A 14,145-nucleotide genomic window follows, 5' to 3' on the forward strand; every position below is an offset into this window, starting at 1 on the left:
CGCGAGGTCTACCGCACCCTGACCAGCACACCAACCACACACATCACTCAAACCGAACTCGCTCCCGCGGCTTGACGCCTATAGGAGCATCCGGCCGGGGCGTGTCAGGGGCGGGAGAGCAGCGGCGCCGCGCGCAGCACCTCGCGGATCGCGGCCCGGTCGCCGTGCTCGCCGACCGGCAGCCGGTCCGGGTCGCGGTGCGCGGCGGCCAGCTGGCAGAACTCCAGCCCGTCCAGCACCATCGCGGCCACCGGCTCGCCGTCGGACGGGCCGGCGTCCGGCCCGTCCAGCGGTATCAGCCACTCGCCGGACGCCGGGCCGTCGATCACCAGCCGGACCCGGCGGCCGGCCCGGCGCCCGTCCGCGCGCCCGGGGGCGCCGTCGGGGGTGCCGACCGGTGCCCCGGTGAGCTCGGGGTGCGCCGCGCGCCGCCCGGCCAGGGCCAGCGGCAGCATCCGGACGGCCAGGTCGATCATCTGGCGCAGGTGCTGAGGGGCCGGCGGGTCGTACGGGTAGGCGACCGCGCGGGCGACGTCCTCGCCGTGCACGTAGCACTCGAAGGCCCGGTCGACGAAGGCGTCCCGGAGCGGGACGGTCACGAAGCCGAAGTCCACCGGGGTGTTGCCCTGCGGGGCGAGCGCGGCCGAGCGGACCAGCTGGTGGCAGTGCCGGCGCCACCGGGCGCGGATCCGCTGCGGGGGCTGGCCGGCCTGCTCGGCGGTGAGCCGCGCGGTGCGCTCGGTGATCCGCTCCCAGTGCGGGCCGCCCTGCTGCGGCACCCGGGGGAGGGCCGGGAGGACGGCCTCCTGCGGCGGGACCCGGCGCCCGGCCGCCGGGCCGGTGGCGCCCGCGGCCGCGCCGGGGCCGCCCGGGACGGGGTCGGGCAGGCCGAGGGCGACGGCCAGGTAGCCGTCCACCGCGGCGAGGTGGCAGAGCACCTCGGCCGGGCGCAGGTACTCGGTGCCGCCGTGCCAGGGCAGTTCGGCGACCTCCTGCCACTCCTCCGGGCCGAGGTCGCGCAGCAGGGCGTCGAGCTTGGCGGTCTCGGCGGTGTACGGCACGCCCCAGGCGGGGACCGGCAGGTCGGCCGGGCGGCGGGACAGGCACCAGTCGAGCACCTGCTGGCGCAGGGCGGCGGGCTGGTCCAGCGGCTCCTCGACGGAGAGCCAGCCGGCCGCCTCGCGCAGCCGCTCGGCCTCCTCGGCGCACTCCGGGCAGTCGGCCAGATGGGATTCGAGCCCGGCGGACTCGCGGGGCGGGACGGCGCCGAGCGCCCAGGCACCGAGCAGCGAGCGCAGGGCCTCGTGCTGCTCGTCGGTGATCGTCACGTCCCCCCGCCCTCCTTCCGGATCCCGCTCCCGCTCTCGCCCACCCGTTGCCCGGCGGTCCGTTCTCCGCCGGACCGCTCTCCGCCGGACGGGTCCGCGTCCGCAGGGCCCCGGTGCCGGGCGCGCTCCTGCTCCAGCTCGCCGGCGAGCAGCTCCAGGCCGTGCCGCATCCGCTGCTTGGCGTCCTGCTCGCTGATCCCCAGCCGACGGGCCGCCTCCTGGTAGGTGCGGCCGTCGTAGTAGGACTCCGTGATGGTCTCACGCAGCGGCTGCGGCAGGGCGGCGACCGCGTACTGGACCCGGGCGGCGGTGGCCACCGCGCGGATCTCGTCCTCCGCCTCGTCGGCGAAGCCCGCCTCCGCGGCGCGGCGGGCCCGCAGCCGGTCCACCGCGCGGCGGTGGGTCAGCGCGCCGAGCCAGGCGCGGAGCGAGCCGCGGGCCGGGTCGAAGGCCTCGGGGTGCTCCCAGACGTGGGCGAATATCTCCCGGGTGAGTTGTGCCGCGGCGCTCTGGTCGGCCAGTATCCGGCCCGCCAACCCGTGCACCATCGGGGCGAGTTGGTCGTACAGCTCGCCGAGCGCGGTCTCCTCGCCGCGGGCCAGTCGCCGCTGCAGCTGTTCGTCCCGGCGCGGGGCGCCGTCGGTGGTGGCCACCGGTCACCACCCCTCTGCCGGACCGACCGCTGACGCGGTCCACGGTAACCCGCGCGGTTCGGGCGGCGGAGTGGATTCGGTGAAGAACGGACGGCGTGGCTTCGGATCGTCGGATCGCGGGATCCGCCGGCCGTCCCGCGGCCGCGCTGTTCGAAGTGGTCTGGACATATGTCGCACGGGTGGTTCGCGAGTGGCGGGTGCGGCGCGGGGGGCGGACGGCGGTAGGTTCGCCTCTGCGTCGTGGGCCGGTCGGCCCGGGCCGGGCGATCGCCGGTCCGGGGCTCGCCAGAGTGAACGGGACAGTATGCCCTGCCCCGTCCCCCGATCGCTGGAATATGCCCGAAGCGCTTGCTGCGGTCCGCCCGCCGAATCATCCTGAGGCGTATTCGTGTCGCGGCCGGTGCGCGACGGACGAGGTGGCGCGGGTGTGCCGCGGCGGGTGCGACGTACGGTCACCCGCCGGACGGCGGCCCGACGGACGGCGGGCCCGGTGCGTGCCCGGGCCGGCCGGTCGACCGGGGCCCGGCCGAGACGGTGGCCGAACTGCGAGTGCGGGTGGTGGAGCGGTGCAGGTTCTACAGGTACAGCTTGCGGTGCAGGCGGACCCCGCCGAGGTCGGCCGGGCCCGCCGGTGGGTCCGCTCGCGGCTGCTCAACCACGGGGTGGACCCGGACGCGCCGATCGCCGAGACGGTGGTCCTGGTGGTCTCCGAGCTGGTCACCAACGCCGTGGTGCACACCGGTCGTCCGGCGGTGCTGCGGCTCTGCTTCCCGCTGGGCGACCTCCCGGGCGCCGTGCCGGACGCCTCCCCGGGCGGCGTCGGGCCGGGCGCGGTGCGGGAGTCGGCGACGGTCGGCCCGCTGCGGGTCGAGGTCGCCGACGCCAGCGAGGTCGCCCCCTCCCCCCGGCACGCCGGTGCGGACGTCGACGCCACCAACGGGCGCGGCCTGGAGCTGGTGGAACTGCTGTGCGACCGCTGGGGCTGGTACCCCGACGGCACGGGCAAGCGGGTCTGGTGCGAGATCAGCCCGGACGCCCGCCCCGCCGACCCGCTCGCCTCCGTCGACTGGGCGGCCCTCGCGCAGCCCTGAGGGTTCTGACGGCCGGTGGGGCCGACGGGCCGAAAGCTGACGCAACCATTCCGAATTTCCGACAACCCATTGACGTGACGTATCCGACTGATCACGCTTGGGTGCAGCTCTCCGTCGCGAGGGGACGCCGAGGGAACACCCGAACGCCACTGCGGTGCTGCTGTCCAGGGGGACCGCATCAGCAGGGGGACCGTGGACCGGTCGTGCGCTGGCTCCTTGGCGAGTGCGGAGAGCGCGACACGGGTCAGGGCCCGTGTGTCGAGGTTGGATGGCGGCCGGCCGTGCCGTGCTCGGGGTGCGTGCGGCCCGCCGCCATCCGATCCGCCCGTCGCGGGCGGTCCTTTTCGGCCACCCGGCCCGCCCACCGGACCGCGGATCCCCGGTCGGCCGGTTCCCGCCGCCGGTTGGCCCGATCCCGACGAAAGTCGGCAGTCCCGCCCCTCGTCGCCCGCCCGCGCCGTCGGGAGACTCGGCGGGTGAACGAGACCGACGCCCCCACCGGACCCGCGGCCCCCACCGCCGCGCTCCCCGCACCCGCCCGCGCGCCCCGGGTGCACTACGCCTGGGTGGTGGCCGGCGTCGCCCTGCTGGTGCTGCTCGGCTCGGCCGGATTCCGTTCCACGCCCGGGCTGATGATGGACGCGCTGCACACCGAGTTCGGCTGGTCGATGGGCACCATATCCAGCGCCGGTTCGGTCAACCTCGCCCTCTACGGCCTCACCGCGCCGTTCGCCGCCGCCCTGATGGACCGGTTCGGCGTGCGGCTGGTGGTGGTCTGCGCGCTGCTGACGATCTCGGTCGGCGCCGGCCTCACCATGCTGATGCGCGAGCCCTGGCAACTGGTGCTCTGCTGGGGCGTCCTGGTCGGCCTCGGCAGCGGTTCGATGGCCGGCGCGTTCGCCACCACCGTCACCGGGCGCTGGTTCCGGGCCCGGCAGGGGCTGGTCACCGGTGTGCTGACGGCCGCCGGCGCGGCGGGCAACCTGGTCTTCCTGCCGGTCGGCGCCTGGCTGGTCGAGGAGCACGGCTGGCGCTCGGCGGTCGTGGTCGTCTCGCTGGCGGCCGGCGCGGTGGCCGTCCCGGTGCTGCTGCTGATGCGCGAACGGCCCGCCGACCTGGGGATGCTCCCGTACGGCGCGAGCGAGCCGCCGCCCGCCCCCGTCGGCGGCGGCCGGGCGCTGGCCCGCTCGCTGCGGGTGCTCCGCGAGGCCGCCCGGATCCGGGCGTTCTGGCTGCTGGCCGGCTCCTTCGCGATCTGCGGCGCGACCACCGCCGGGCTGGTCGGCACCCACTTCATCCCGGCCGCCCACGACCACGGCCTGCCGGTCACCACGGCGGCGAGCCTGCTCGCGCTGATCGGCGTGTTCGACGTGATCGGCACCGTGGCGAGCGGCTGGTTCACCGACCGCTTCGACGCCGGGACGCTGCTGGTCGTCTACTACGCGCTGCGCGGGCTGTCCCTGCTGGTGCTGCCGCAGCTGTTCACGGGCTCGCTGGAGCCGCCGATCCTGGCGTTCGTCGTCTTCTACGGGCTGGACTGGGTGGCCACCGTGCCGCCGACCGTCGCGCTCTGCCGCCGGTACTTCGGGGAGGACGCGCCGATCGTCTTCGGCTGGGCGCTGGCCTGCCACCAGCTCGGCGCCGCCGCGGTGGCCGGCCTGGCCGGGTTCGCCCGGGACGCGCTCGGTGACTACGACCTCGCCTGGTACGCGGCCGGCGGGCTCTGCGCGGTCGCGGTGCCGCTCTGCCTGGCGCTGCGGGCGGGCGGCCGGGAGCGGACCGACCCCGTCCTGTCGTAAGGGGCGGTTAGGCTCCAGGACCATGACGCTGAGCTTCACCCTCGACCCGGAACTCGACCCGGCGCTGCGCGCCGAGATCACCAGCCTGTGGACCGCCGCCAGCAACGCCGGCGGGGCGGTCGGCTTCGTCCACCGGGTGACCGAGGAGGAGGTCGCGGCCGCCGGGGAGCGGCAGTTCGCCGGGACGGCGCCGGCGGGGCCGGACCGGCTGCTGATCGCCCGGGAGGCCGGGACGGGCCGGCTCGCCGCGCTGCTGGTCTTCGAGTCGATGCGGTTCGGACCGATGGACCACTGGCGACTGCTGGTGAAGGTCATGGTCCACCCGGAACTCCAGGGGCGCGGGTACGGCGCCGCGCTGCTGGCCGAGGCCGAGCGGATCGCCCGCGGGTGGGGCCTGGAGGGGCTGAAGCTCCAGGTGCGGGGCGGACTCGGCCTGGAGTCCTTCTACGCCCGCAGCGGCTACGTCGAGGTCGGCCGGATGCCCGGCGCCATCCGGGTCGCGCCCGGCGACGACCGCGACGACGTCGTCATGTGGCTCGACCTGCGCTGATCGCGCGCCGCCGGGGCGGTGCCCGGCGGGACCCGTTCCCCGCCGGGCGCGTCGGGCATGCTTCACTGGGAGACCGGTCCGGTCCCCAGCGCAGTGAAGGATGTGTCCCCCCGGTGAGCAGCAATGTGAGCAAGAAGCCGCACGCCACGCTCCGCTACACCTCCATGCGGGTCTCCGTCTTCCTCGGCTGCCTGCTGGTCGCGCTGCTCCTCGGGCACTTCCAGGTCATCCCGGTCTCCGGCGAGGCGGGCGTGGTCTTCCTCTTCCTGCTGGCCGCGATCGCCTCGGCCCCGCTCAGCTACGTGCTGCTCAGCCGGCAGCGCGACGAGATGTCGGCCGAGATCTCCGGCAGGGTGGACGGCATCCGGACCAGGACCGCCTCCAGGATCGCCGCGCAGAACGCCGAGGAGGACGCCGCGGACGAGGCCGCCCGCGCCGCGGCCGCCAAGGCCGCCGGCTCCGGTCCCGCCGCCTCGGCCCCGCAGAACTGACCCGCGCCGCCGTGCCGGAGAACGCCGCCCCGGGGGAGCGGCCCGCCGCCGGGACCTGGCCGGCCCCGGTCCGCCGGCCCACCGGCCGGGACGTCGCCCGGCTCGCCGGGGTCTCGCAGGCCACCGTCTCGCTGGTGTTCTCCGGCTCCGAGGCCGGCCGCCGGGTCTCCGACGCCACCCGCGAGCGGGTCCGGGAGGCCGCCCGCAGCCTCGGCTACCGCCCGCAGGCGGCCGGCCGGCAGCTGCGGCTCGGTCGCAGCGGCATGATCCTGCTCGCCGTGCCGAACATCCTCGGCCCGTTCTTCGGACGGGTCCTGGAGGGCGTCCACGAGGAGGCCGGCAAGCACGGCCTGGCCGTGGTGGTCAGCTCGGGCTGGGGGAGCGCGACGCTCGCCGACGCCGCCACCACCAGCCGCTTCGACGGCCTGCTGATCTGCTCCCCGGACGACAGCCAGCTCGGCGAGCTGCCCGCCGACACCCCCGTCGTCTTCCTGGACGCCGACCCGGGCACCGACCGGGCCCGGCCGACCATCGAGCTGGACGTGGCCGGGGGCATGCGGGCCGCGGTCGAACACCTCGCCGCGCTCGGCCACCGCCGGATCGGCCGGCTGCGCTCCACCCACGCCGCGTACACCTTCCGGGTCCGCCAGGCCGCCTTCGAGGAGACGGTCCGGACGCTCGGCCTGGACGTGGTCGAACTCGGCGTCAGCCTGAACGAGGGCCAGCCGGCCGCGCGCGAGGTCGCCCACCGGCTGCTCGCCTCCCCGGACCGGCCGCACGCGGTGATCTGCGACGACGACGTGGTCGCCTCCGGCGTCTACCAGGCCGCCGCCGAGCGCGGCCTGCGGGTGCCCGCCGACCTCTCGGTGATCGGCATCGACAACGTCCCGGTGGCCGCGCTGCTTGCCCCGCCGCTGACCACGGTCGACCTGCCCGGCGAGGAGCTGGGCCGGGCCGGGGCGGCGGCGCTCGCCGGGTTGCTGAGGGGGGAGGCGGTCGCGCCGGTGCCGCCGCTCGCCACCTCGCTGGTGCGGCGCTCCTCCACCACCGGCGCGGCGGGCCTCGACTGATCGTCCGTCCGGATCGTGCGCTCCGCCGTTCGGGTTGATCCGAACGGGTGAAAGATCGTCCTATCGCCTCGCGGCGCGGTCGTCGGAGGATTAACGGACGATGAGATTCCGCCATGCGGACGTCACGATCAAGACCCCCACGGCCCCCACGCCCCTCCCGGCCGTCCCGCCTGCCGCGCCTGGCCGCCGCGCTCGGCCTGATCGGCGGCACCCTGCTCACCGGCACCCTGACCGCCCCGCCCGCCGAGGCCGCCGTCACCTTCACCAAGACGGTGGACAAGCCCACGGTGGGGCCCGGCGAGAACGTCACCTTCACCCTGCGGTACACCTGCTCGGTGACCGACTGCGTCAACGGGCAGATCACCGACGTGCTCCCGGCCGACATGGAGTTCGTCGGCTGGACCCCGGACGCCTCCACGGTCGACGTCCCCAACTCCACCGTCCCGCCGGCCGGCAGCAAGGGCGGCACCCTCACCGCCAAGCTGCAGACCCTCACCCCGGGCACCACCGCCACCATCAACGTGGTGCTGCGGTACCCCAACTTCGCCACCCCCAACGGGACGCAGAGCACCAACGCGGCCACCCTCACGGCCGACGGCGAGCCGCCGCAGACCGGTAGCGCCACCACCACCGCCGTGGTCCAGCCCAGCTACACCACCACCAAGGGCGTGCAGACCAGCAGCCAGGACGGCCGCTCGGTCACCTACCAGTTCAGCGCCTGCTCCACCGCCAACGTGCCCAACGTCGACCTGGACAGCAGCCGGCTGGTCGACACCCTGCCGCCCGGCGCCGTGGTCGACACCAGCCGTTCGCCGGGCTGGGTCAACGACCCGGCCGGCTCCACCACCTGGGTCTACGACATCGGCGCCTTCGTGGCCGGCAACGGCCAGGCCGGCTGCCGGATCCCCGGCGTCCTGGTGGTGAACTACCCCGACCCGACCTTCCCGAGCGGCACCAGCGCCACCAACACCGTGATCCTCCAGGGCGATCCGCTCGGTCCGGACCCGCAGCGCGACCTGTCCACCGCCACCGCCGAGACCCCGACCTTCCAGCCGCCGGTCACCGGCGTGCAGATCGGCGCCTCCAAGGTGTGGCAGGAGGACACCGTCTCCGGTGACCTGACCACGTTGAGCCTGCGCGTCTCCAACAACGCCGACCCGGTCACCAGCCTGGTGATGACCGACCCGGGCGCCGGCACCACCCCCGACCTGTACAACTGGCTGATCCCGCAGTCCATCCAGCTGGAGGCGTGGAACCCGACCTCGATCACCCTCGCGCTGGAGTACCGGCTGGACGGCGACCCGACCTGGCGGGCCTTCACCCCCGGTCAGCCGCTGAACGGCTCGACCACCCGGCGGATCACCTTCGCCGAGGGCGCCGGGGACCCGGCCAACGACGTGCTCGGCATCCCGGCCGGCCGCCGCCTGGACGGCCTGCGGTTCAGCTGGACCGGCCCGATCCCCGGCGGCTGGAGCCCCGGCAACGCCGTCCAGCTGCTCGCCCAGGTGGTCACCCCCGGCCACGACGGGCGCACGGCGCCGGCGCCGCTGCACAACTGCCTCGACGCGGTCGGCACCGACGCCGGCGGCGACACCGCGGCGGCGAGCGCCTGCGCCGACAGCACCGTCACCGCCGCCACCAACCTGGGCGCCGCCAAGACCACCGTCTCCGGCGCCGTGCTCTCCCCGGGCGGGGTGGCGACCTTCCAGGTCGTCCCCTACAACCGCACCGGCCGCACCCTCGACCGGCCGCTGGTCCTCTACGACCTGCTGCCGCCCGGCATGGTCTACGTCGACGGCAGCGCCCGCCGGGACCCCTCCTACCCCGAGTCGGTCGCCCCGCAGTCGGTCACCGTGCTCCCCGGCCCCGACGGCCGCCAGCTGCTCAAGATGACCTGGCCGGCCGGCGCCCCGGACATGATGTACCTGAACGACCACCTGGCCTACCGCACCCTGATCGACGTCCAGGTGGCCGGCAGCGCCCGGCCCGGCACGCTCACCAATGACGTGTTCGTCACCGCCGAGGGAGCCGGACCCCCGGTCTCCTGCTTCTACTTCGGCAGCGACAGCGGGGAGCCGGACACCCGGGACATCGACAAGGACGGCGACACCGCCGAGACCATGTGCCGCGCCTCCTCGGTGGTCGAGGTGCAGGTGCCGGCCGTGCTGCGGTCGTACAAGGAGGTCAAGGGCGACCTCGACCCCGACTACGCCGCCACCGGCACCACCCGCCCCGGCGGCGGGATCTCCTACCGGATGACCGTCCGCAACGACTCCGCCGACCCGGTCACCGAGTTCCTCGCGTACGACAAGCTGCCCACCCCGGGCGACTCCTACGTGCTGCGGCCGGACGTCCCGCGCAACTCGGCCTGGACGCCCTCGCTGGTCGAGCCGCTGACCTCCAGCGACCCGACCGTGGTGATCGAGTACACCACCTCGCCCGACCCCTGCCTGCCCGGCGAGTTCGCCGTGCCCGGCCCGTGCGACGCGGCCGCGCAGTGGAGCACGACGTTCCCCGGCCCGGGCACCGCGACCTGGTTCCGGGTGCACCGCCCCGGCACGCTCGCCCCCGGGGAGTCGTTCACGCTCACCTGGCCGATGGTCGCCTCGTTCGACGCGGGGCCGGACGAGTTCGCCTGGAACAGCTTCAGCTACACCGCGACCGATGCCGCCGGCCAGCCGCTGCTGCCCGCCGAGCCGGCCAAGGTCGGCGTGGGCATCGAGCAGGCCGTTCCGCCGGCCAACGTGCTCGGCGACTTCGTCTGGAACGACCTCAACAAGGACGGCATCCAGCAGCCCGGCGAGCCCGGGGTGCCCGGCGTCCGGGTCGAACTGCTGGACGGCGAGGGCCGGGTGGTCCGGGACAAGGACGGCAACCCGGTCACGACGGTGACCGACGCGAGCGGGCACTACCGGTTCGAGCGGCTGCCGGACGGGGTGTACGCGGTGCGGTTCGACCTCACCACGCTGCCCGAGGGCGCCACCGTGACCGTGCGGGCGGCCGGGTCGGACCGGTCGCTGGACTCGGACGCCGATCCGGCGACCGGTGTGACGCAGACGGTCACGCTCGCCGGCGGGGTGGAGGACCTGGGGCTGGACATGGGGCTGGTGCTGCCGACGGTGAGCCCCTCGCCGTCGCCGTCCCCCTCGCCGTCCCCGTCCCCGTCTCCGACGGCCTCGCCCTCGCCGACGGTGACGCCGTCGCCGACCCCGTCGCCGACCCCTTCGCCCACGGTGACTCCGACGCCCACTCAGACCACCACCCCGAGCCCGACGGTGACGCCGAGTCACTCGCACACGCCGACGCACCACCCGTCGACGCACCACCCCGAGCCGACCCACGCGCCGAGCCACGGCGGTGAGCTGCCGGGGACCGGCGCCGGACCGGGCGCGCTGATCGGCGTCATCGGCGCCGCGACGCTCGGAGCCGGTCTGCTGCTCGCCCTGATCGCCTGGGGAGGCCGCGGCCGCCACAGCTGAGTGAAGGGATGACACCGTGACTGCGCCCGTCGGCCGGACCACCCGGTCCGACGGGCGCGGCCACGTCCAGGGGATGCGGCGGGCGTCAGCCCACCGGCACCGGTTCGGCGGGCAGCGGCTGCGCCCCGGCGGGGGAGGCGACCGGCCGGAACCAGCGGCGGGCGCCGAACAGCAGCAGCCCGCCCAGGCCGATCCCGCCCGCCGCGCACAGCGCCACCGGGCGCAGCGAGCCCTCCGCGAGGTGGCCCGAGACGGCGTAGCCGAGCGAGTTGCCGGTCGCGAAGAGGGTGATCAGCCAGGCGAAGGCCTCGGTCACGGTGCCGGTCGGGGCCAGCTCGGCGACCAGGACGAACGCCGCCGCCAACAGCGGGGCCAGCGCGATTCCGGACAGGAAGGCGAGCCCGGCCATCGCGGCCGGTCCGGGGAGCAGCACCAGCGGCAGGTAGCTGACGGCCATGGCGAGCGCCATCAGCCAGGTGCGGGTGGCCGTCGAACTGCGCCACGCCACCGCGCCGTAGGCGAGCGCGCCGAGCAGTCCGCCGAGCGCCGCCAGCGCCAGCAGGGTGCCCGCGCCGCCGGGCAGGCCGTCCGCGGCGGGCGCCTCGGCGTAGGCGATGAACAGCACGTTCTGCGCGCCGACCGCCCAGCCGGCGCCGGCCAGGCCGAGCAGCAGCAGGACCAGGCCGGGGGAGCGGAGCGGGCCGAGCAGACCGGACGAGTGCGTGCGCGGCGGGGCCTGCCAGGCCCGGGCCGGTGCAGCGGTCGCGACGACGATCGCCCCGGCCAGGCCGAGCGCGGCCGCCACCCAGAGCGCGGCGACCGCGCTCACCGCGCCCGCGATGCCGGCCACCGCGAGCGGGCCGGCGACGTAGAGGATCTGCTGGGAGGCGGAGTCGAAGGCGTAGGCGGTGTCGAGCTGCTCCTCCTCGACGACGTCCGGCCAGAGCGAGCGCAGGCAGGGTTCGAGCGGGGGCATGGCCAGTCCGGCGATCGCGGCGCCGAGCGGGGCGGCGATCGCCGAGTCGGGGGCCAGGGCCAGCAGGGCGTACCCGCCGCCGGCGACCACCGCGGAGAGCAGCAGCACGCGCGGCTGCCCGGTGCGGTCCACGATCCGGCCGAGCACCGGTCCGCCGACGGCCGCCGCGATCGCGTACGCGGCGGTGGCCAGGCCGATCCGGCTGAACGGGGCGTTGACCTCGCGCAGCGCCAGGGCGATCACCAGGGCGGTCATGCCGGCCGGGAGGCGGCCGAGCAGGGTGCCGAAGAGGAGGCGGCCGACGTGGGGGGCGCGGAGCAGGGCGAGGTAGCCCATGGGCGGGATTCTCCGGTCTGGGCAGGGTGGCGGACGGGGGTGCGACCCAAGTTATACGTATAACTGCTCGTCGGTCAATCGAGTCGGTGTCCGGAACTCAAACAACTACTTTGAAGATCTCAAAGCTTTGCTGCTACTGTGTCGGCCGTGACCACCTCAGACGCACGTTCGCCGCTCGGCCCGGGCCCGTTGCCCGGTGCCGCCCGCGCGTGCCGTCTGGCCGGTGCTGTGGACAGCCCGCGCCGTTGTCGCGCCATGAGCTGTATTCAGGCGGCACGCCCCTGACCGGGGCCGGTTCCCTTCCCGTCCGGCCCGCGTGCCGTGCCGCCGTCCTCCCCCCTCGCCTCACCACCAGCAACGCCTCCCCCGGAGCCGCACCGTCATGTCCACAGCGCCCGAGGCGACTTCGTCGCCGTCCGTGCTCGCCAGAATCCGCAAGACCCCCTTCTGGGTCCAGATCGTCGCCGGCCTCGTGCTCGGCGTCGGCCTCGGCTACCTGGCCCGCGCGGCCGACATCTCCTGGCTGGCCACCACCCTGGAGACGATCGGCCGGATCTTCGTCCAGCTGCTGAAGCTCGCCGTCCCGCCGCTGGTGTTCACCGCGATCCTGGTGAGCGTGGCGAACCTGCGGAACGTCACCAACGCGGCCCGGCTGGCCGTCCGCACCCTGCTCTGGTTCGCGATCACCTCGCTGATCGCGGTGGCCATCGGCCTCGGCCTCGGCCTGCTGACCAACCCGGGCTCGGGCACCGACCTCAAGACCGAGGGCCTCAAGGCGCCGAAGTCCACCGGCAGCTGGATCGACTTCCTGACCGGGATCTTCCCGACCAACATCGTCACCGCGTTCACCGAGGTCGAGGTCCTGCAGATCGTCTTCCTGGCGATCGTGGCCGGCGCCGCCGTGATCAAGCTCGGCGCGAAGGCCGAGCCGATCCTCAAGCTCAGCGAGTCGGTGCTGGAACTGGTCCAGACCGCCCTCTGGTGGGTCATCCGCCTGTCGCCGCTCGGCACCCTCGGCCTCATCGGCAAGTCGGTCGCCAAGTACGGCTGGGACCTGCTGGAGCCCTTCGCGACGCTGACCGTCGACATCTACGTCGGTTGCGCGCTGGTGATGTTCGTCGTCTACTCGCTGCTGCTGAAGTTCGCCGCCGGCCTCAACCCGGTCAACTTCTTCAAGGGCGCCTGGCCCGCCATCCAGCTGGCCTTCGTCTCGCGCTCCTCGGTCGGCACCCTGCCGGTCACCCGCCGGGTCACCGAGCGCCTCGGCGTCCCGAGCGAGTACGCCTCGTTCGCCGTCCCGTTCGGCGCCACCACCAAGATGGACGGCTGCGCCGCGATCTACCCGTCGCTGGCCGCGATCTTCGTCGCCCAGGTGTACGGCATCGACCTCGGCATCAAGGACTACCTGCTGATCGCCTTCGTCTCGGTGATCGGCTCGGCGGCCACCGCCGGTCTCACCGGTGCGATCGTCATGCTGACGCTGACCCTCTCCACCCTGGGTCTGCCGCTGGAGGGCGTCGGCCTGCTGCTGGCCATCGACCCGATCCTCGACATGATGCGCACCGCGACCAACGTCGCGGGCCAGGCCCTGGTGCCGATCCTGGTCGCGGCCCGGGAGAAGACCCTCGACCTGGTCGCCTACAACAACCCCACCGGTGACCTCTACGACGAGGCCCCGGCCGTGATCCCGCCCCAGGCCAAGGGGCCGAACCAGGCCCCCGCGACGGCCTGACACCCCTTCGAACGGGTACCGCGAAGGGCCCTCCTCCCCGGGACGGGAGGAGGGCCCTTCGGCGTTCGGTGCGGGGCACAAGGCAGGGGGCCCACCGGACGGCGGGCCCCCTTGGGTACTGCAGCTCTTGTGCTCACGGTGACGACCGGAGGCCGTCGGCGGACCCGGCGGGGTCCCGAGCGATCAGATCCTCATCGAGGATGGTCAGACGATGGTGACGTTCTCCGCCTGCGGGCCCTTCGGACCCTGGGTGACGTCGAAGCTGACCGCCTGGTTCTCCTCCAGCGAGCGGAAACCGCTCGCGTTGATGGCGGAGTAGTGGACGAAGACGTCGGGGCCGCCGCCATCCTGGGCGATGAAGCCGAAGCCCTTCTCAGCGTTGAACCACTTGACGGTTCCCTGAGCCATGCCGTTCTCCTTGCGAGGGACGTGTCGGGGCCACACCGTGTGGCACCCGGTCCGCTGCGCTGATCGCCCTGCCTCCGGATGGGTCCGGAGTTTTTCGATATTGCTGAAAAACTACAAAAAGCCTGCGGTTACATGCTCCGCAGGCTTCAAGTACTGCAAGGGGAATCAAACTGCAACTGAGGGCAACGCTAGCATGCGGCTGCTGTGACGACCAGGGGTAACTTGCGGGCTG

At 74.3% G+C, this 14,145-nt stretch carries 11 protein-coding genes; 7 read left to right on the plus strand and 4 right to left on the minus strand.

Going from position 1 to position 14,145, the window contains the following annotated elements:
* Window positions 1-104: 104 nt before the first annotated feature.
* Together ACFC0B_RS31095 and ACFC0B_RS31100 are read right to left on the minus strand one after the other, a co-directional pair.
* Window positions 105-1,328 carry a zf-HC2 domain-containing protein gene (locus tag ACFC0B_RS31095; RefSeq protein ID WP_376093302.1) on the minus strand — a complete coding sequence of 408 codons (1,224 nt, stop codon included), beginning with the start codon at window positions 1,326-1,328 and terminating at the stop codon, window positions 105-107.
* Window positions 1,325-1,981 carry an RNA polymerase sigma factor gene (locus ACFC0B_RS31100; RefSeq protein ID WP_376093305.1) on the minus strand — a complete coding sequence of 219 codons (657 nt, stop codon included), beginning with the start codon at window positions 1,979-1,981 and terminating at the stop codon, window positions 1,325-1,327. The genes ACFC0B_RS31095 and ACFC0B_RS31100 overlap by 4 nt, the downstream gene beginning before the upstream one ends.
* 566 nt (window positions 1,982-2,547) lie before the next feature.
* Between ACFC0B_RS31100 and ACFC0B_RS31105 the strand changes: the two genes are divergently transcribed.
* From ACFC0B_RS31105 to ACFC0B_RS31130, 6 genes are all read left to right on the plus strand, one after another.
* A complete protein-coding gene (locus tag ACFC0B_RS31105) occupies window positions 2,548-3,072 on the plus strand; it encodes an ATP-binding protein (protein WP_376093308.1) in 525 nt (174 codons plus the stop codon).
* A 476-nt stretch (window positions 3,073-3,548) separates the two neighbouring features.
* Entirely contained in the window at window positions 3,549-4,871 is a 1,323-nt protein-coding gene (locus ACFC0B_RS31110; protein ID WP_376093311.1) for an MFS transporter, read from the plus strand.
* Window positions 4,872-4,893: 22 nt separating this feature from the next.
* On the plus strand, window positions 4,894-5,421 hold the full coding sequence (locus tag ACFC0B_RS31115) for a GNAT family N-acetyltransferase (protein WP_376093314.1): 528 nt from the start codon (window positions 4,894-4,896) through the stop codon (window positions 5,419-5,421).
* 113 nt (window positions 5,422-5,534) lie between these two features.
* Entirely contained in the window at window positions 5,535-5,912 is a 378-nt protein-coding gene (locus ACFC0B_RS31120; protein WP_376093317.1) for a DUF4229 domain-containing protein, read from the plus strand.
* Between the two features lie 11 nt (window positions 5,913-5,923).
* A complete protein-coding gene (locus ACFC0B_RS31125; protein WP_376093320.1) occupies window positions 5,924-6,982 on the plus strand; it encodes a LacI family DNA-binding transcriptional regulator in 1,059 nt (352 codons plus the stop codon).
* Window positions 6,983-7,095: 113 nt separating this feature from the next.
* A complete protein-coding gene (locus ACFC0B_RS31130; protein ID WP_376093323.1) occupies window positions 7,096-10,461 on the plus strand; it encodes an SdrD B-like domain-containing protein in 3,366 nt (1,121 codons plus the stop codon).
* 85 nt (window positions 10,462-10,546) lie between these two features.
* On the opposite strand, the gene ACFC0B_RS31135 is transcribed toward ACFC0B_RS31130, so the two are convergent.
* Window positions 10,547-11,773 (minus strand): MFS transporter, encoded by a 1,227-nt coding sequence (locus ACFC0B_RS31135; protein ID WP_376093326.1) that lies wholly within the window; start codon window positions 11,771-11,773, stop codon window positions 10,547-10,549.
* A 382-nt stretch (window positions 11,774-12,155) separates the two neighbouring features.
* Between ACFC0B_RS31135 and ACFC0B_RS31140 the strand changes: the two genes are divergently transcribed.
* Entirely contained in the window at window positions 12,156-13,505 is a 1,350-nt protein-coding gene (locus ACFC0B_RS31140) for a dicarboxylate/amino acid:cation symporter (RefSeq protein WP_376093329.1), read from the plus strand.
* Window positions 13,506-13,709: 204 nt separating this feature from the next.
* On the opposite strand, the gene ACFC0B_RS31145 is transcribed toward ACFC0B_RS31140, so the two are convergent.
* Window positions 13,710-13,913 (minus strand): cold-shock protein, encoded by a 204-nt coding sequence (locus ACFC0B_RS31145; RefSeq protein WP_376093332.1) that lies wholly within the window; start codon window positions 13,911-13,913, stop codon window positions 13,710-13,712.
* Between the last annotated feature and the right edge of the window lie 232 nt (window positions 13,914-14,145).

This window comes from Kitasatospora sp. NPDC056184 (assembly GCF_042268405.1).
Classification (GTDB): domain Bacteria; phylum Actinomycetota; class Actinomycetes; order Streptomycetales; family Streptomycetaceae; genus Kitasatospora.

What these genes read in the sequence shown, in the direction of transcription:
- ACFC0B_RS31115 (WP_376093314.1), top strand. Translation starts at nt 4,894, where the DNA reads ATGACGCTGAGCTTCACCCTCGACCCGGAACTCGACCCGGCGCTGCGC.
- ACFC0B_RS31130 (WP_376093323.1), top strand. Translation starts at nt 7,096, where the DNA reads ATGCGGACGTCACGATCAAGACCCCCACGGCCCCCACGCCCCTCCCGG.
- ACFC0B_RS31135 (WP_376093326.1), bottom strand. Translation starts at nt 11,773, where the DNA reads ATGGGCTACCTCGCCCTGCTCCGCGCCCCCCACGTCGGCCGCCTCCTC.
- ACFC0B_RS31140 (WP_376093329.1), top strand. Translation starts at nt 12,156, where the DNA reads ATGTCCACAGCGCCCGAGGCGACTTCGTCGCCGTCCGTGCTCGCCAGA.
- ACFC0B_RS31145 (WP_376093332.1), bottom strand. Translation starts at nt 13,913, where the DNA reads ATGGCTCAGGGAACCGTCAAGTGGTTCAACGCTGAGAAGGGCTTCGGC.